11 protein-coding genes and 4 pseudogenes are annotated in these 17895 nt (G+C 71.8%); 8 read left to right on the top strand and 7 right to left on the bottom strand.

Annotation, left to right across the window (positions count from 1 at the left end; all coding sequences use genetic code 11):
* Positions 1 to 449 precede the first annotated feature (449 nt).
* From AOK01_RS15055 to AOK01_RS15045, 3 genes are read left to right on the top strand one after another with little or no spacing between them, the layout of a single operon-like run.
* A complete protein-coding gene (locus AOK01_RS15055) occupies positions 450 to 2702 on the top strand; it encodes an MMPL family transporter (RefSeq protein ID WP_055511754.1) in 2253 nt (750 codons plus the stop codon).
* Positions 2703 to 2709: 7 nt separating this feature from the next.
* Positions 2710 to 4089 (top strand): sensor histidine kinase, encoded by a 1380-nt coding sequence (locus AOK01_RS15050; protein WP_055511752.1) that lies wholly within the window; start codon positions 2710 to 2712, stop codon positions 4087 to 4089.
* Positions 4086 to 4760, top strand: coding sequence for a response regulator transcription factor (locus AOK01_RS15045; protein ID WP_055511750.1), 675 nt, complete (start codon positions 4086 to 4088; stop codon positions 4758 to 4760). Before AOK01_RS15050 ends, AOK01_RS15045 begins: the two co-directional genes overlap by 4 nt.
* A gap of 51 nt (positions 4761 to 4811) precedes the next feature.
* On the opposite strand, the gene AOK01_RS15040 is transcribed toward AOK01_RS15045, so the two are convergent.
* A complete protein-coding gene (locus AOK01_RS15040; RefSeq protein ID WP_055511748.1) occupies positions 4812 to 6047 on the bottom strand; it encodes an FAD-dependent monooxygenase in 1236 nt (411 codons plus the stop codon).
* The gene (locus AOK01_RS15035) at positions 6044 to 7447 is read right to left on the bottom strand and encodes an MFS transporter (protein ID WP_079103430.1); all 1404 of its coding nucleotides are present in this window, start codon (positions 7445 to 7447) and stop codon (positions 6044 to 6046) included. Before AOK01_RS15035 ends, AOK01_RS15040 begins: the two co-directional genes overlap by 4 nt.
* A gap of 464 nt (positions 7448 to 7911) precedes the next feature.
* On the opposite strand from AOK01_RS15035, the gene tuf reads away from it, so the two are divergent.
* On the top strand, positions 7912 to 9093 hold the full coding sequence (tuf, locus tag AOK01_RS15030; protein WP_055511746.1) for an elongation factor Tu: 1182 nt from the start codon (positions 7912 to 7914) through the stop codon (positions 9091 to 9093).
* Between the two features lie 62 nt (positions 9094 to 9155).
* Positions 9156 to 10013, top strand: a complete 858-nt coding sequence (locus tag AOK01_RS15025; protein WP_055511744.1) for a spermidine synthase — start codon at positions 9156 to 9158, stop codon at positions 10011 to 10013.
* 16 nt (positions 10014 to 10029) lie between these two features.
* On the opposite strand, the gene AOK01_RS15020 is transcribed toward AOK01_RS15025, so the two are convergent.
* Both AOK01_RS15020 and AOK01_RS15015 read right to left on the bottom strand, forming a co-directional pair.
* Complete coding sequence (locus AOK01_RS15020) at positions 10030 to 11343, bottom strand: MFS transporter (RefSeq protein WP_055511742.1); 1314 nt, start codon at positions 11341 to 11343, stop codon at positions 10030 to 10032.
* 151 nt (positions 11344 to 11494) lie between these two features.
* The gene (locus AOK01_RS15015) at positions 11495 to 12520 is read right to left on the bottom strand and encodes a DUF8017 domain-containing protein (protein WP_055511740.1); all 1026 of its coding nucleotides are present in this window, start codon (positions 12518 to 12520) and stop codon (positions 11495 to 11497) included.
* A 181-nt stretch (positions 12521 to 12701) separates the two neighbouring features.
* Here AOK01_RS15015 and AOK01_RS15010 point away from each other — a divergent pair, with 181 nt between their 5' ends.
* Positions 12702 to 13139 (top strand): DUF4442 domain-containing protein, encoded by a 438-nt coding sequence (locus AOK01_RS15010; protein WP_055511738.1) that lies wholly within the window; start codon positions 12702 to 12704, stop codon positions 13137 to 13139.
* Between the two features lie 73 nt (positions 13140 to 13212).
* Here AOK01_RS15010 and AOK01_RS15005 read toward each other — a convergent pair.
* Positions 13213 to 13886, bottom strand: a pseudogene (locus tag AOK01_RS15005) (substrate-binding domain-containing protein); the annotation flags it as partial.
* Here AOK01_RS15005 and AOK01_RS15000 point away from each other — a divergent pair.
* Together AOK01_RS15000 and AOK01_RS14995 are read left to right on the top strand one after the other, a co-directional pair.
* Positions 13884 to 14621: pseudogene (locus tag AOK01_RS15000) on the top strand (Gfo/Idh/MocA family protein); the annotation flags it as partial. The pseudogenes AOK01_RS15005 and AOK01_RS15000 overlap by 3 nt on opposite strands.
* A pseudogene (locus AOK01_RS14995) lies at positions 14618 to 15585 on the top strand (Gfo/Idh/MocA family protein). The pseudogenes AOK01_RS15000 and AOK01_RS14995, both read left to right, overlap by 4 nt.
* A gap of 182 nt (positions 15586 to 15767) precedes the next feature.
* Here the strand turns inward: AOK01_RS14995 and AOK01_RS14990 are convergent.
* Together AOK01_RS14990 and AOK01_RS14985 are read right to left on the bottom strand one after the other, a co-directional pair.
* A pseudogene (locus tag AOK01_RS14990) lies at positions 15768 to 16797 on the bottom strand (Gfo/Idh/MocA family protein).
* On the bottom strand, positions 16797 to 17792 hold the full coding sequence (locus AOK01_RS14985; RefSeq protein WP_079103428.1) for an ATP-binding cassette domain-containing protein: 996 nt from the start codon (positions 17790 to 17792) through the stop codon (positions 16797 to 16799). Before AOK01_RS14985 ends, AOK01_RS14990 begins: the two are co-directional and overlap by 1 nt.
* Positions 17793 to 17895 lie beyond the last annotated feature (103 nt).

The following is a 17895-nucleotide window of genomic DNA, read 5'->3' as shown; positions in this document are numbered from 1 at the left end:
CGGTACGCGCGTACCTGTGGGACATCGCGCTCTTTCCTGGACCTGACCCCACGACCGACCATGTCTGACCACGCCTGATTGCCGCATGCGCCCCCCGTACGGTCCTGGCCTGGACGTCCCGGACGGACCGCGCGGCGGTGGCGTCGCGCTGCCGATCGGACGGGGTCGGCCGGCGACGGTTGCCCTGGCGCGAGGACCCGTACTTCGCCGTCGACTGTCCGCGCCGGCATGTGAGGCGTCTCTCGTCCGGCTTGCCGCTGTCGCGGTCCACTGCCGCCGTCCACGTCGGTCTGGTGCGTAGGCACCAGGACACGCGAGCGGCTGGTCCGGCCGCACCAGGGGAAGACGGCGACGGAGGACGATGCCCCGCCGGGCGCCGGAGGGAAGTGTGGGAGGCGCGTGACTTCCGCGCATTTCCCCTTGTCCAGCGGTGTTTGGAGTGACAACAGGTGGCGACAATTCTTTACCGGATCGGACGGTGGGCCTTCCGGCGGCGTCGGCTCGTGGGTGGCGTGTGGCTGGGTGCCCTCCTGGTGGCCGTCCTCGCCGCCGCCGTGGCGCCGGCCGGGGAGGAAGAGGACCTCTCCATGCCCGGCACAGAGTCGCAGAAGGCGTTCGACCTGCTGGACGAGCGCTTCCCCGAGAGCAACTCCCAGGGTGCCGACGCCCGCCTGGTGTTCCAGGCCCCGGACGGGCAGCGGGTGACGGCCAGGGAGAACAAGGCGGCCGTCGAGGACACGCTCGGCTCGCTGGACGGGGGCAGTCAGGTCGGGTCGACCACCGACCCCTACGAGACCGGCGCTGTCAGCGAGGACGGCACCATCGCCTACTCGACGATCACCTACACCGCCGACGCCGTCGACCTGACCGAGTCGACGAAGAGCGCCCTTGAGGACGCCGCGGGCCAGGCCCGGGACGCGGGGCTGACCGTGGAGATCGGCGGCTCGGCCCTGGAGGCCGAAGAGGAGCCGGGCGGCACGACGGAGATCATCGGTGTCGTGGTGGCGGCGGTGGTCCTGATCGTCACCCTCGGGTCGGTGGTCGCGGCCGGACTGTCGCTGCTGACCGCCTTCGTGGGCGTGATCATCGCCTTCTGCCTGGTCGCCGCGCTGGCCGTGCCGCTGGGCCTGACGTCCACCGTCTCCATCCTGGCGCTGATGCTGGGTCTCGCGGTCGGCATCGACTACGCGCTCTTCATCACCTCCCGCTTCCGCGACGAGCGTGCCCAGGGCCGGGAGCCGGAGGAGGCCGCGGGCCGGGCGGTGGGCACGGCGGGTTCCGCCGTCGTCTTCGCCGGCGCGACCGTCTTCATCGCCCTGGTCGGGCTGGGAGTCGTCGGAATCCCCGAACTCACCAAGATGGGCATGGGCGGCGCGGGCGCCGTGGCCCTTGCCGTACTCGTCGCGCTGACCCTTGTACCCGCGCTGTTCGGCTTCTTCGGCCGGCGGGTGCTGTCCCGCGCCGCCCGCAAGGCCGGCCGGCCGCGGAACGGGCGCCCGCACGCGGTGCCCGCCGCGGCCGGCAGGCCCGGGCTCGGCACCCGCTGGGCGCGCTTCGTGCTGCGCCGGCCGGTGGCCGTGCTGGTGACCGCCGTACTCGGTCTCGGCGTCGTCGCCCTGCCGGTGCTGAGCCTCGAACTCGGGCTGCCCGGCGACGAGTCCAAGTCGGTGGAGACCACCCAGCGCCGCGCCTACGACCTGCTGTCGGAAGGCTTCGGCCCGGGCTTCAACGGCCCCTTGACCGTGGTCGTGGACACGGCAGCGTCCTCGGGGTCTGCGGACACCCAGGCCACCACGGACCTGGTCGTCAAGACCGTACGAGCAGTGGACGGGGTCGCGTCGGTCGGTGATCCGGTGCTCAGCGAGGACAAGGACACGGCCCTGCTCACCGCCGTCCCGAAGACGGCCCCGAACAGCGGTGAGACCAAGGACCTGGTGCACACGATCCGGGACGCGCTCTCCGGCGTCGAGGCCGACACGGGCGCCGATATCGCGGTGACCGGCACCACCGCGCTGAACATCGACATCTCCGAAGCCATGTCCGACGCCCTCCTCCCCTATCTGACCGTGGTCATCGGCCTGGCGGTGCTCCTGCTGACGCTGGTCTTCCGCTCGGTCCTGGTCCCGGTCAAGGCCGCGCTCGGATTCCTGCTGTCGGTGGGTGCCGCCTTCGGCGTCCTCGTCGTCGTCTTCCAGTGGGGCTGGGGAGCGGACCTGATCGGCATCGAGCAGACCGGACCCGTCATGTCGCTGATGCCGATCCTCATCATCGGCATAGTCTTCGGCCTCGCCATGGACTACGAGGTCTTCCTCCTCACCCGGATGCGAGAGACCTACGTACACGGCGCGTCCCCCGAAGAGGCGATCGTCAACGGGTTCCGGCACAGCGGACGCGTGGTGGCCGCGGCGGCGATCATCATGATCAGCGTGTTCGCCGGATTCATCGGGATGAGCAGCCCGACCATCCAGACGATGGGCGTCGGCCTGGCCTCCGCCGTCGCCTTCGACGCCTTCGTGGTCCGGATGGCGATCGCACCCGCGGTCCTGGCACTGCTCGGCCACCGGGCCTGGTGGCTGCCCCGTATCCTGAACCGCGTGCTGCCGAACGTGGACATCGAGGGCGAGGCGCTGAACAGGCACGACCCGGTCGCCACGGCCGGGCCGGACACGGCGGTGCCGCGGTTCCCCGTCGGCCGGGGCTGAGCCGGCCATGACGTACCCGGGCGGCGATGGCCCGCGACCACGCGGCGCGTGGTGGCGGGAGGCAGCTGTCATCGCGACGGCGTTCGTGATCTGCCTGCTCGGCGGCGTGGTGCACGACGACGCGCTGGCACCGCCGCCCGCCACCACCTACCTCCTGGCCGTGGTGTCCTGTGCCCTGCTGCCGCTACGGCACCGGGCACCCCTGGCGGCCCTGGCGGCCACGACAGGGTGCGGCATGCTGGCCGTGCCCCTGGATCTCATGCTGACCCCGCTCATCGTGGCCCCCGCCGTGATCAGCGCCTACTCACTCGCCGAGCGCAGGGAACGGCGCACGACGGGTGCGGCGTTGCTCGTCTGCGCCGCGCTGCTGGTCGCCTCCACCCCCGTGTTCGAGGACCTCTCGTGGACGGACACGAGCAGGTTGGGGGTGGTGGCGGCGTTCCCGCTGGTGGCCGGCGTACTCGGTCACTCGGTGCGGAACCGGCGGGCCTACCTGGCGGCCGTGGAGGAGCGGGCCCGGCGGGCCGAGGAGAGCCGGGACAGCGAGGCACGCCGGCGCGTGGCCGAGGAACGGGTGCGCATCGCCCGGGAACTGCACGACCTCGTCGCCCACCAGATCACCCTCGCCAACGCGCAGGCCACGGTCGCCGCCCACCTCTTCGACACCCGCCCGGAGCAGACCCGCAAGAGCCTCGCGGAACTCGTCGCGACCACCAGCGACGCGCTCGACGATCTGCGGTCCACGGTCGGTCTGCTGCGCCAGTCCGGGGACACGGCCACGCCCGCCGAACCGCCGCCCGGTCTGTCCCGGCTCCCCACGCTCCTCGCGTCCTTCCGCCGCGCGGGTCTGGAGGTGTCGGTGCACCAGGAGGGCACGGCCAGGCCGCTGCCGCCGGGAGTGGACCTCACCGCCTACCGCATCATCCAGGAGGCCCTGACCAACGTGACCAAGCACGCCGGTACCGGCAGCGCCCGGGTGCGCCTCGCCTGGGGCAGCGATCGCGTGACCATCACCGTCGCCGACGACGGGCGGGGCGCCCGCACGGCGCCGACCGCGCTCACGGGACCGGGTTCGGCCAGGGGACCGGGCGGTTCCCCGGTGCCGGTGCCGAGTGCGTTCACGGTGTCGGACCGTTCGCCCGGTTACGGTCTGATCGGCATGCGTGAACGCGCCACCGCGGTCGGTGGACACCTCTTCGCGGGCAGGCGCCCGGAGGGCGGTTTCCTCGTCTCCGCCCAGCTGCCCCTCCCGCCCGCCAAGGAGCCGCCGCGGCCGGCCGACGGAGCAACGACCGTGGAGGGGCAGACGGCTGACGGCCCGACAGGTGAAGGACGGACCGGACGGACCGGACGGACAGGCGGTGGAGAGGCCGGTGAGGCGCCGTGACGCTCCGCGTGCTCCTCGCCGACGACCAGGCCCTGCTGCGCGGCGCCTTCCGGATGCTTCTCGACAGCGCCGACGACATCACCGTGGTCGGCGAGGCCGCCGACGGCAGGGAGGCGGTGAGACTCACCCGGGAGCTGCGCCCGGACGTGGTGGTCATGGACATCCGGATGCCCGAGGTGGACGGTCTCACCGCCACGTCGCAGATCTGCGCGGACCCCGAGCTGCGCGACAGCCGCATCCTGATCCTCACCACCTACGAGACCGACGAGTACGTCGCCCAGGCGCTGCGCGCGGGGGCCGGCGGCTTCATCGGCAAGGGCATCGGGGCGGAGGACCTGCTGGACGCCGTGCGGACGATCGCAGGCGGCGACACTCTGCTGTCGCCCGCCGCGACCCGCTCCCTGGTCGCCCGTTTCCTGTCCACACCGGACGACACCCTGCCGCACCACCCCGAACAGCTCGCCGTGCTCACCCCGCGCGAACGCGAGATGGTGGCCCTGGTCGCGACCGGCCTGTCCAACCAGGAGATCGCCGAGCGGATGTTCCTCAGCCCCTTCACCGTCCGCGCCCATGTGCAGCGCGCCATGACGAAGCTGGAGGCCCGCGACCGGGCCCAACTCGTCGTCATCGCCTACCGGACGGGCCTGGCCCACGCCGCCCCCGACGACTGAACCGCGGGGTCGGCGCTTGCGGCCGGCGGTCTGCGGCCCCGGTGCATCAGGTCACGGCCGGCCGAACTCCGGCAGCGTCAGGGCCGAGTGGGCCGGTCGCGCCGTCGCGGAGGGCATGGTGACGAGGCCACGCAGCATGGTGTCGCGCTGCTCCAGGGCCTCCGCCGTGGTGGGGAAGAGCGTGGCCGAGCCTTTGTCGACCAGTACTTGGTTCATGGCCACGAACTCGCGGGTGTCGCGTTCGTAGGCGGCGAGGGCCGCGGTGTGGTCCCGGTGCGTGGCCAGGGAGTGGGCGAGCATGTAGGCACCGACCAGCGCGAGGCTGGAGCCCTGTCCGGTGAGGAACGAGGGTGCGTACGCGGCGTCGCCGACGAGCGCGACGCGCCCGCTGGACCAGTGGGGCATGCGCATCTGACCGGCCGTGTCGAAGAACAGGTCGTCCGCGTCGCGCATGGCGTCGACCATGTCGGGGACCTTCCAGCCCGCGTCCGCGAAGACCGTGGCGACCAGTTCCCGTTGGGCGTCGGGGTTCCGGAGGGCGTGGAGCGGCGGTTCCGGCCGGTGGAAGTTCAGGAAGGCGTGCAGCTCGTCGTTGTCCCCGACGGCGTACAGGGCCGCGGCCTTCCCCGGGGTGTTCCACAGCACGACCTCGCGGGAGAGCCCGAAGGTGTTCGGCATGGTGAAGATGGCGAAGGCGTAGCCGAGGTAGCGGTGGAACTGTTCCTCGGGTCCGAACAGCGCCTCCCGGGTCTGCGAGTGCATACCGTCGGCGCCGACCACCAGGTCGAACGAACGCCGTCGCCCACTGCGGAACGTGACGTCGACCCCTTGCCCGGACCGGTCCTGTCCGGACTGGTCGAGGACGTCGATGGAGTCGTTGAACAGGAACTCCACGTCGTCGCGCACCGTCGCGTAGAGGATCGTGGCCAGATCCCCCCGACGTACCTCAAGGTCCTGGCCCTCGACGCTGCCGGCGACGGCGCCCGCGCCGACCGAGGCCACCTCGCTGCCGCCCGCGGCGAGGAAGGTGAAGCGGCGCGAGTCGATGTGAGCGTCCCGCAGCCGCGGCAGGACCCCCATCCGCCGGACCACCTCTGTAGCGGTACCGCGGATGTCGATCGGGTAGCCGCCGCCACGCAGCGCGCCTGCCTTCTCCACCACCGTGACCGCGAATCCGGCCCGGTGCAGCCAGTACGCCAGCGCGGGCCCGGAGATGCTGGCCCCGGAGATCAGGACCGTGCGCTTCGTGGCGGTACTCACGTCCATCGACAGACCGGTACGTGTCATGCGTGGGCCTCTTTGCTCGTGATGCGGACAACGATCAGTGACAGTGCGGCGACGAGGCCGGCGACGACGAAACCCGTGGCGAAGGCCGATTCGGTCGGCAGGCCCGTCAGCGAGTCGGTCCTGGCGTCGAGGATCGCGGCGCCGAGCTGGGCGCCCAGGGCGACGCCGATCACGCGGGTCACCACGAGCAGGCTGGTGGCGATGCCGGTGTCCTTCGCGTCGACGGCGGTGGCGATGCCGGCGAGCAACGCCGTGGTAGCGACGCCCGCGGCGAGCGCGGTCAGCACCTTCGCGAGCGAGAGCTGCCATTCCGCGCTGTGCAGCGATGCCAGGGCGATCATCGTGGCCGTCGTGACGACGGTGCCCAGGACGACCACGAGACGCGGACCGAAACGCCGCGCCGCGATCCCGCCGACCGAGTCGCTCAGCGCGCCGGCGATGGCGCCGGGCAGCAGGAGCAGCCCGATGTCGGTGGTGTCGGCTCCGAAGCCGTACCCGTCGGCCGACAGCCCGAACAGCTGCGGGAGCAGAAAGACCACCATCCCGGAACTGGTGGTGATGACGAAGGTGAGCACGAACGCGTTGCGCATCGCGGGCCTCGCCAGCATGCGCAGATCGACCATCGGCGAGGCCGCCCGGCGCTCGACGGCGACCCATCCGCTCGCGAGAGCGATCACGACCACCGCGATGGCGCCGACCGCGAGGGGCGGCAGGCCGCCCTCCCGGGTCACCGTCACGAGCCCGAGCATGAACGCGAGCAGCGTGCCGCTCAGCAGGACCACGCCGGGCCAGTCGATGCCGTGGTCCGTCCGGATCGGCGGGTCGTGCGGCATCAGCCACATCACGACCAGGGTCGTCGCGATGATCAGGATCGTGGGCAGCGCGAACATCCAGTGCCAGGACAGCGTTTCCGCGAGCGGCCCGGCGAACAGCATCCCCGCCATGCCGCCGCCCGTGAACAGCGCGACGACCACACCGATCGCCACCTGTGACTCCCGTGCCGGGAGGTGTTTGCGCACCAGGATGAACGACAGCGGCAGCGCACCCACCATGACGCCCTGCAACACCTGGCCGAGCAACAGCACCGGCAGGTTCGGCGCCAGGCTTGCCAGCAGACCACCGGCCGAGACCACGGCCATCAGCCAGACCAGCACCCGCTTTCCGCCGAAGCGGTCACCGAGTTTGCCGGCGACGGGTGTGACGACCGCGCCGGTGATGAGCAACGTGTTGCCGATCAGCGCCCCTTCGGAAGGGCTGACGTCCAACTCGCGTTGCAGCAGCGGGAGCGCGGGCTCCACCACCGACTGCAGGGTGCCGAGGGAGAGCGCCAGGATGCCGAGGGCACCGATGGACCATCTCCCGATACGGACCGGGGAAATCACGGTTTCGGACGCCGCCACCTGTTGATCACTCCAGACATGGTTGGCAAGGGGAACGCGCGAGATGCGCGCGTCTCCAACATGTCCTTCCGGTGTCCGCCGGGCATCGTGCCCGGCCGCCGTCTTCTCCTGGTGCGGTCGGACCAGCCGCTCACGTGTCTGGTGCCTGCGCACCAGGCCGGCCGGCCCGGGCCGCCCCGCCGCCGGGAAAACCATTCGACGCGACCGGGCCCGTCGGCGATGATCGCCTCATGTTCCGGTACGCCTTCCCTCACGCAGCATCCGCAGTCGCGGATGCCACGAAGGCTGCCGTCCTGATCACCGTGGCCGCCGCAGAAGGCGCGCGAAGCTGACCCTCCCCGGATCGTCCGGCGGACCCCCCAGGGGGAGGGTCGGCAAGTCCTCGGGGTCCCTGTCCCGGCCGTTCTGACGCCGGGGCCATTCACTCAGCTCCGCTGACACCGAAGAGGCTTCGAGGTACAGCCATGCCCAAGACGGCTTACGTGCGCACCAAACCGCATCTGAACATCGGCACCATGGGTCATGTCGACCACGGCAAGACCACCCTGACCGCCGCCATCACCAAGGTCCTCGCCGAGCGCGGCTCCGGCACCTTCGTACCGTTCGACCGGATCGACCGGGCGCCGGAGGAGGCCGCGCGCGGCATCACCATCAACATCGCGCACGTCGAGTACGAGACCGACACCCGCCACTACGCGCACGTGGACATGCCGGGCCACGCCGACTACGTCAAGAACATGGTCACGGGCGCGGCCCAGCTCGACGGGGCGATCCTCGTGGTCTCCGCGCTCGACGGGATCATGCCCCAGACCGCCGAACACGTGCTGCTCGCCCGGCAGGTGGGCGTGGACCACATCGTCGTGGCGCTCAACAAGGCCGACGCCGTCGACGACGGCGACGACACCGTGCTGGCCGACCTCGTGGAGCTGGAGGTCCGCGAGCTGCTGACCGCGCACGGCTACGGGGGCGACTCCGTACCGGTCGTACGGGTCTCCGGACTCAGGGCGCTGGAGGGCGACCCCCGGTGGACCGAGGCGATCGGCGCGCTGCTCGACGCCGTGGACACGTACGTGCCCATGCCCGAGCGGTACGTGGACGCGCCGTTCCTGTTGCCGGTGGAGAACGTGCTCACCATCACGGGCCGCGGCACGGTCGTCACGGGCGCGGTCGAGCGCGGCACGGTCAGGGTGGGCGACCGCGTCGAAGTGCTCGGCGCCGCCGTGGAGACGGTGGTCACCGGGCTTGAGACGTTCGGCAAGCCGATGGACGAGGCGCAGGCCGGCGACAGCGTGGCGCTGCTGCTGCGCGGCGTCCCGCGCGACGCCGTGCGCCGCGGTCACATCGTCGCGGCACCCGGCAGCGTCGTCCCCGGCCGTCGCTTCTCCGCGCAGGTCTACGTCCTGTCGGCGCGCGAGGGCGGGCGGACGACGCCGGTGTCCACCGGCTACCGGCCGCAGTTCTACATCCGCACCGCGGACGTGGTCGGTGACGTCGACCTCGGTGAGAACGCGGTCGCGCGGCCCGGCGACACCGTCACCATGACGGTCGAGCTGGGGCGCGAGGTACCGCTGGAGCCGGGGCTCGGCTTCGCGATCCGTGAGGGCGGCCGCACGGTCGGCGCCGGCACGGTGACCGCCGTCGGCTAACCGGCGCCGGCCGGGCAGGTGCCATGATGCCCGCCTTCTGTACCCCACGGAGGGCGGGCACAATGGGACCCGTGGACGACGAGCCGATACCCGTGACCAGGACCGTCGATCACGGGACCGCCAAGCTGATGCCGGACGTCGACCGGAAGCGGGCCTGGCTGCTGACGGTCGACGGGGCCCCGCAGTCGTACGTCGACCTGGACGAGCCGACGTACCTGGAGTTCGAGTACGCGCGACGGCTCGGGCACGTCCTCGACACGGTCGCGGAGCCCGGGCGTCCGCTGGACGCGCTGCACCTCGGCGGCGGGGCGCTCACCCTGCCCCGGTATCTCGCCGCGACCCGGCCGGGGTCCCGGCAGGACGTGGTCGAGGCCGACAGCGGGCTCCTTGACCTCGTCGTCGAGCGGCTGCCCGTCCCCGCGGAGGCGGGCATCGCGCTGCACGGCGCGGACGCCCGGGCCTGGCTCGAAACCGCCCCCGCCGCCTCCGCGGACGTCCTGGTCGCCGACGTCTTCGGCGGCTCCCGGGTGCCCGCGCATCTGACCTCGGCGGCGTACGCGCGACAGACCGCGCGGGTCCTGCGGGCCGACGGCGTGTACCTGGCCAACCTCGCCGACGCCGCGCCCTTCGCCTTCCTGCGCTCCCAACTCGCCACGTTCTCCACCGTGTTCGAGGAGCTCGTGCTGATCGCCGAGCCGGGGGTGCTGCGCGGTCGCCGCTTCGGGAACGCGGTGCTCGTGGCCTCGCACCGGCCGCTGGACACCGCCACCCTCATGCGCCGCACGGCCTCCGACGCCTTTCCGGCGCGGGTCGAGCACGGGGACACGCTGCGGGTCTTCATGGGGGACGCCAAGCCCGTACGGGACGAGGACGCGGTGCCGTCGCCTGAGCCGCCGGCCGGGGCGTTCAGCATCGGCTGAGCGCCGGGCCCGGCGCTCAGCTCTCGGAGAGCACCGGCTCGCTCTTCGCCGGCATGCCCTGCGTCACTTCCTTCGTCACTTCCCTCGTGACTTCCTTCGTGCGCCGCGTCAGATTGCGCACGTCGGGCACGAACAGCACCGCCGCCGTCACCACGACGACCAGGACCGCGCAGCCCCACAGGGCCGCCGTACGGCCGAAAAGGGACTCCGCCGGGCCCGCGAGGGCGGTGGCGAGCGGGACCATGGCGATCGAGCCGAACCAGTCGTACGCCGAGACGCGGGAGAGCTTGTCCTCCGGTATCTCCTGGTGCAGCGCGGTCATCCAGGAGACGCCGAACACCTCTATGGCGGCGCCGGTCACGAACATCACCGCGCACAGGACACCCACCGGGACCGGTACGGCGAGCGCGGCAGGCGGCAGGGCGAGCGGGAACACGCAGAGCGTGCCGGCGAACAGCAGCCGCCGGGGCTTCCAGCGCATCATCAGCAGCGCACCCCCGACGGTGCCGGCGCCGAACGCGGCGAGGGCCAGGCCCCACGGACCGGCGCCGCCGAGACTGTCCCGGGCGACCAGGGGGCCGTACACCGCCTCGGAGGCGCCGACGACGGCCACCACGACCGAGAACTGCGCGACGATCGTCCACAGCCAGGGCCGCCCGACGACCTCCTGCCACCCCTCGCGGAGGTCGGTGAGCATGCCGGTGCCCGGCACCCGGGGCGGTATGTGGCCGACGTCGAGGAAGGCGCGCAGGGCGCCGGCGACCGCGAAGGCCAGCGCGTCCACGGCGAGCACCCAGCCAGGACCGACCAGCGCGACCATGACGCCGCCGAGCGCCGCGCCGCCGAGACCCGCGCCGTGCATCGCGAGGCGGAACACGGCGAAGGCGCGGCCGGCCTGTTGGCCGCTGACGGAGGAGAGCAGCATGCCCTCGGCCGCCGGGTTGAAGAACGCCTGGCCGGTGCCGCCGAGCGCGGTGAGGAGCATCATCTGCCAGAGCCGGGGCTCACCGGAGAGCACGAGTGCCGCGAAGGCCGCCTGGGAGAGGCAGTTGAGGGTGTTGGCCGCGACCATCACGCGGTGCCGCGGGAGACGGTCCGCGACCGCGCCGCCGATCAGCAGGAAGAGTACGAGCGGCAGGGTGCGGGCCGCCGCCACCAGACCCACGTCGCCGCCGTCGCCGCCCTCGTCCAGGACGGCGAACGCCGCCGCGATCAACGCGCCCTGGCTGCCCAGGTTCGTCACGACCGCGGCGGCGGTCAGCAGGGTGTAGTTGCGGCCCGCCCAGGAGGGGCGGCGCGAGCGGGCGGGGGAGTCGGCAGCGGGGTCCACCCGGCGACTATCCCCGGCGCCCGGCCGACTTGCCAAACGAGTTGTCGGTCTCCCGCACGGTTCCCGCCGTTCCGCCACGGAGCGCGGCGGAAAGAGGATCGGGCAGGTGTCCGTAAAGGGAAAGGGTGGGCCGGGAGTTACGGGACAGCCCTTAGCTGTCCGTCGGTGCGTCCTTGGTGAGGCGCACGGTGTTCAGGATCTTCTGGACGGTCGCCTCGGGAATCTCGTCCTTCACACCCTTGGCGCCGTACAGGTTCCAGGTGACGAAATCGCCCGCGCCGTTCTTGAACGCGAAGGTGATGGCCTTGCCCTCGCTGTCGCACTTCTCGTTCTGCGGCGTGTTGCTGGAGTGCGCGGTGGCGACGCTGCCCTCAAGGCCCGACTTCGTCGTGTACGACTTCGCCTTGTCCCACTTCACGCTCTTCTTGTCGGGCTGCGTGTAGCCACCGAAGATCCACCACGGCACGCGGGTCTCGGCCGCCTCGCCCGCGTCCTTGGCGCCGTTCTCGCCGCGTGTTCCGACGGTGGCGAGGGCCGTGTCCTCCTCGCGGCCGTCCTTGTCGCTGTCGCTGGTGCACCACTTGGACTTGAGGTAGGCGGGGGCGGTGACCGTGGTGCGGTCGGTCTTGCCCTTCTCCTCCCACTCGAAGCCGACGCTCGTGTCGGTGCTCTCGATCTCCCACTCGGCGGGCACGTCGAACATCGTGCCGAAGCGGGGATTGATGACGACCTTCCAGCCCGCGATCGTCGGCTGCTCGGCGTCCGTGCCGCGCGGGTTGTCCTCACCGGTGGACGCGGACGCGCTGGGGTCCTTGGCCGCGCCGGTGGACGGCGACTGCGTCGCCTTGCCCTTGTCGCCGTCGGCCTCGTCGTCCTTGTCGCCGCCCAGGACCAGCACGCCCGTCACACCGGCCGCGACGACCACGGCCGTCGCGGCCACGATCGCGACGATCTTCGTCCGGTTCCGGCCACCGCCCTCCGGCGGCTGCGGCGCACCGGGCGCGCTCCAGCCGGGCTGCCCCGGCTGCGGGTACGGAGCCTGCTGCTGAGGTCCGGTCTGCTGATATCCGCTCTGCTGATACGGATTCGGCTGCTGGTACCCCGGCTGCTGGTACGGATTTCGGTTCGGGTCCTGCGGGTTCTGCTCGCCCCCGGGCGGCTGGTTTCCTGGCCACATGGCCAGTAACCCTAGTGCCGCCCCGGACACGGTTCGGTCACTGCCCCTCGTCAGGCACGTACCGGATCGGGCGTCGGATGGGCCCTTATGCGGACGTACCGGTGCCAAGGGTCCTCCTGCGGAACTCGCGGGTTCGAGATTCTCTACTCGTGGGTAACATGCGGTCATGAGCGCAGATCAGATGTCGATCGGCGAGATGCTCGCCGCCACGGTGCCGATGGTCAGGACCCTGAAGCTGGAGTATCTCCACACCACCCCGGAGAAGGCCGTGCTCGCGCTGCCCGATCAGAGCGAGTACCACAATCACGTGGGCGGGCCCCACGCCGGAGCCATGTTCACGCTCGGGGAGTCGGCGAGCGGGGCGGTCGTGCTGGCCGCGTTCGGGGACCAGCTCGCGCGGGCCGTGCCGCTGGCCGTGTCCGCCGAGATCGCGTTCAGGAAACTGGCCAGGGGACCTGTCACCGCCACCGCCACACTGGGGCGCCCCGTCGCCGACGTCGTCGCCGAACTCGACGCGGGACAGCGCCCGGAGTTCCCGGTGGCCGTCGTCATCCAGCGCGAGGACGGCGCCGTGACCGGCGAGATGACCGTCGTCTGGACGCTGCGTCCCAACAGCTGAAACCCCCGGCCGGCTGAAACCTCCGGCCGCCGGGGCTCGCCCGGCCGGGGCGCGGCCCGGTCCACCACGTCCGTCACCCCTGAGCGCCGGCGCGGCCGTCGGTCAGGGGTGGCTCGGGCGGCATGTTGTACGGCGTCACGACCTGGATCGCCGACGGGAGCAGGGGCGCCGGGTCGACGGGCAGGGCGTCGTGGGCCCGCATGACGGCCTGGCAGGCGGTCCGCATGTCCTGGCGCAGATCGTGGTGGAGCACCGCGGACAGGCGCCCGGCGCGCAGCAGCCGGGCGTTGTCGTGGTCCAGGTCGTGCGCGACGAAGACGGCGCACTCCCGGCCGACGGCGTCGAAGGCGTCGAGCGTGGCGTTGTTGCCCCCGCCCATCGAGTAGACGGCCCTGATGTCCGGGTCCTGCCGGAGCGCGGCGAGCACCAGGTCGTACTGGGTGGCGTCCAGGCCGTCGCTGTCGGTGACCTCGGCCAGCCGCCGGGCCGGACGCAGCGTCCGCAGGGTGGCCCTGAACCCCATCTCGCGCTCCTCCTCGCCGCGGTAGAAGCCGCGGTTGATGGTGGTCAGGACGTGCCCCGGGCCCTCGCCCAGCCACTGGCGGGCAGGTCGGTCACCAGGGTCACCACCGGGATGCCCGCGCCCACCAGCCTGCCGACGGCCGCCGTGACCTCCGGTACGTCCGGGACCTTGAGGGTCACGCCCTGCGAGCCGCGCCTGGCGATCCGGCCGAGCGTCGCGATCAGAAGCCCGTCGCCCGCACCATGAAGGAGGGCGTCGACGTCCTCGACGCCGTGCGTGACAGCGGTGTCGAGATCCAGATCGGCTACAACCGGCGCTTCGACGCCGGGTTCGTGGCCGCCCGCGACGCCGTCCGAAGCGGCGAACTGGGCCCGCTGCACACCGTACGGTCCACCACTTTGGACCCGGCGCCGCCCCCGGCCGCGTACATCGCCTCCTCCGGAGGCATCTTCCGCGACTGCTCCGTGCACGACTTCGACATCATCCGCTGGGTCACCGGGCGCGAGGTCACCGAGGTGTACGCGACCGGCAGCAACTGTGGGGAGCCCTACATCGCCGAGGCCGGCGACGCCGACACCACCGCGGCGATCCTCACGCTGGACGACGCCACGCTCGCCGTGGTCTCCAACTCCCGCCACAACGCGCGCGGTTACGACGTGCGCATGGAACTGCACGGCTTCCAGGACAGCATCGCCGTCGGCCTGGAGGACAAGCTGCCGCTGCGCTCCGTCGAGCCCGGCGTCACCTTCCCCGCGGGCACCCCGCACGACTTCTTCATGGACCGCTTCGCCGAGGCGTACCGTGCCGAACTGAGCGCGTTCACCGAGGTCGTCGCCGGCCGGCGGACCTCGCCGTGCACCGTCGCCGACGCGCTGGAGGCGGGCTGGATCGCCGACGCCTGCACCCTGTTCCTGCGTGAGCACCGCACCGTGACGATCAAGGAGGTACGCGGCGCATGACGATCCCGGTCGAACCACTGCGCATCGGAGTGCTGGGCGCCGCCCGCATCGCCGAGCTGTCCCTCGTCGGCCCGGCCCGTGCGACCGGCCACCGTCTCGTGGCGGTGGCCGCCCGCGACCGGTCCCGGGCCGAGACCTTCGCCGCCGAGCACGACGTCGAACGGGTCCTGGACTCGTACGCCGAACTGATCGCCGACCCCGGGGTCGAGGTGGTCTACAACCCCCTGGCGAACGGCCTGCACGGGCCGTGGAACCTCGCCGCGCTCGCCGCGGGCAAGCATGTGCTGACGGAGAAGCCCTCCGCGAGCATCACCGAGGAGGCCGTCGAGGTCCTGGACGCTGCCGGCAAGGCGGGCACCGTCTGTCGGGCGAGCTCGGGGAGCTGCGGCACGTCGAGACGCTCGTCGCCGTTCCCGCCCCGCCCGCCGAGGACCCCCGCTGGTCGCTGCCGCTCGCCGGCGGCGCCCTCATGGACCTCGGCTGCTACGGCCTGCACGCCCTGCGTGCGCTCGCCCCCTGGGCGGGCGGGGAGCCCACCCTGGTCGGCGCCAGGGGCGGTGGGCGCGCGGGCGCTCCTGAGGTCGACGAGTGGCTGGACGCGGACGTGGCGTTCCCGGGCGGCGCCACCGGTACGGCCCGCTGCCACATGGACCACGGCGAGGTCCGGATGACCTGCCGGATCGTCGGCGCCCGTGGCGAGGCGACCGCGATGAACTTCGTCCTGCCGCACCGGGACGACCGTGTCGTGGTACGTACTCCGGAGGGGGAGCGGACCGAGCAGCTCGGCAAGAGGCCCTCGTACATGTACCAGTTGGAGGCGTTCGCGGCGCATGTGCGGGGTCGGGCGCCGTTGTCGCTGCCGCTCGATGCGGCGGATGCGGTGGCGACGATGCGGCTGATCGACGACTGCTATCGGGGTGCGGGGTTTCGGCCCCGGCCGCGTACGGAGTTGCGGGGCGTGTAGTCGTCCGACGGTGGAGCCGCCAGGACCTGCCGGCCTTGGCGGCCCCCGTCTGTTCGGCGTTCGTCGTCCTCAGGCCGTCGTCGGCTGGTCGCGCAGTTCGCCGCGCCCCTTAAAAGCGGCCTGCTCGGCGCAGTTCCTCGCGGCCCTGAAGGGGCGCGCCCCTTAAAAGCTTCCTGCTCTGCTCAGTTGTAGAAAGGTGGGCGAGGGAGGAGGTCCACCTCTATGCGGCCGCCCTCCTTTTGGGCGCGGATGCCTGCATCGACGATCGCGGTCGTGGCGTAGCCGTCCCAGGCGCTGGGGCCCGTGACCTCGCCGCGTCGGGTGGCGTCCACCCAGGCCTGCATCTGGCGGTCGTACGCGTCCTCGAAGCGCTCCACGAAGTCCTGGGCGATGGTGCCTCCCCAGTGGCCCGCCATGTTCGTGACCAGGGCGTGCCCGTCACCGATACGGGCCGTACCGCGCTCGCAGACCACCTCGGCCTGCACCTGGTACCCGAAGCCGCAGTTGACGTTGATCTCGACGTCCACGATCGCGCCGCCCGAGGTCTCGAACAGCACGAGCTGCGGGTCCTGCACGCCCTGCGGGGCGTTTCCCGACGGCGTCGGCTTCAGCACGGTGACCGCGGTGATCTCCTGACCGAGCAGCCAGCGGGTGATGTCCATCTCGTGCACGACGGAGTCGCTGATGAGCATCTCGCTGGTGAAGCCGGGCGGGGCCGACACATTGCGGTGCCGGTTGTGCAGCATCAGCGGCCGGCCAAGGCGGCCCGTCTCCAGCAGCGACTTGAGCTGCGTGTACTCGGCGTCGTACCGGCGCATGAAGCCCCACCTGCAGCCGGCGGTGTCCGAGCCGCTGTTCGGCGTCCATGATGCGCAGGGCCGAGGCCGGGCCGGGCGTGAGCGGCTTCTCGCACAGGACGGGCAGGTCGTGCCCGAAGGCGGTGAGCAGGGCCGCCTCGTGAGCGGGCCCGGGGGAGGCGATCAGCACGGCGTCGACGCCGTCCGCTGCCATCGCGGCGGCCGGGTCGGTGTAGGCGGAGCAGCCCTCGATGCCGTCGGCGATCCGCTTGACCCGTTCCGCGTCGATGTCCACGACCGCGGCCACCCGGGCCCCGTTCGTCACCTCGTGGAGCCGGCGCACATGGTCGGCTCCCATCCGGCCGGTGCCGATGACGGCCACGCCGAGTGTTCCGCCAGTTCCGCCAGAGGCCATCAGGACTTTCCCTCCGATGCCGCGAGGGGCGCCTTGAGATCCTGCTCCTCGGGGAGTTCGTCGACGTCGACGCCGCGGACCTGGGCCAGTTCGTGCTTGAGTGCGGCGAGTTCGGCGCCGCCGGCCATGTGGTTGGTGAGTTCTTCGAGGGTGACGTCGGCGCGGGAGGCGGAGAGTTCCATGGTGCCCAGGCGCAGGACGCTGAAGTGGTCGCCGACCATGTAGGCGTGGTGGGGGTTGTGGGTGATGAAGATGACGCCCAGGCCGCGGTCGCGGGCGGCGGCGATGTACTTGAGGACGACGCCGGACTGCTTGACGCCCAGGGCGGCGGTGGGCTCGTCCAGGATGAGGACGCGGGCGCCGAAGTAGACGGCGCGGGCGATGGCCACGGACTGGCGCTGGCCGCCGGAGAGGGTGCCGATGGGCTGGTCGAGGTCGTCCAGGACGATGCCCATGGCGCGCAGTTCGGTGTCCGCGGTCTCCTTCATGGCAGCGATGTCCAGGCGGCGGACGGGCCAGGGCCCCTTGGTCATCTCCGAGCCGAGGAAGAAGTTGCGCCACACCGGCATCAGCGGGACGGTGGCCAGGTCCTGGTAGACGGTGGCGATGCCCCTGTCGAGGGCCTCGCGCGGGGTGTTCAGCCGTACCGCCTCGCCGTCGATGAGGAAGGCGCCCTCGGTGTGCTGGTGCAGGCCCGAGATGATTTTGATGAGCGTCGACTTGCCGGCGCCGTTGTCGCCGAGGACGCAGGTGACCTGGCCGGGGTGGACGGCCAGGTCCACGCCGTGCAGGGCGCGGACGTTGCCGTACGCCTTGCCGGCCGCGCGCAACTGGACGATCGGCTGCCCGTCCTCGGCCGTGCGGTCGGCCGCGGCGGGGGCCTGGGCCTTGTCCGTGCCCGTGTCCTGGACCTTGTCCGTCGTGTCGGCGGGCGCGGTGCTGTCGGCGCCGGTACCGGTGTCCGTGTCGGTGGAGGAGGTGGTGTTGTCGGTCATGGTGGGTTACCTCCGGGTTGCCTGGCGGCGGACCCACAGATTGACGAGGGCGGCGAGCAGGAGCATGACGCCGAGGAAGGCTTTGAACCAGTCGGGGTTCCAG

The sequence above is a fragment of the Streptomyces aurantiacus genome, assembly GCF_001418335.1.
Taxonomy (GTDB): Bacteria; Actinomycetota; Actinomycetes; order Streptomycetales; family Streptomycetaceae; genus Streptomyces; species Streptomyces aurantiacus.
The sequence above is the reverse complement of the archived record's forward strand: the minus strand, read 5'-3'. Positions and strand labels throughout refer to the sequence as shown.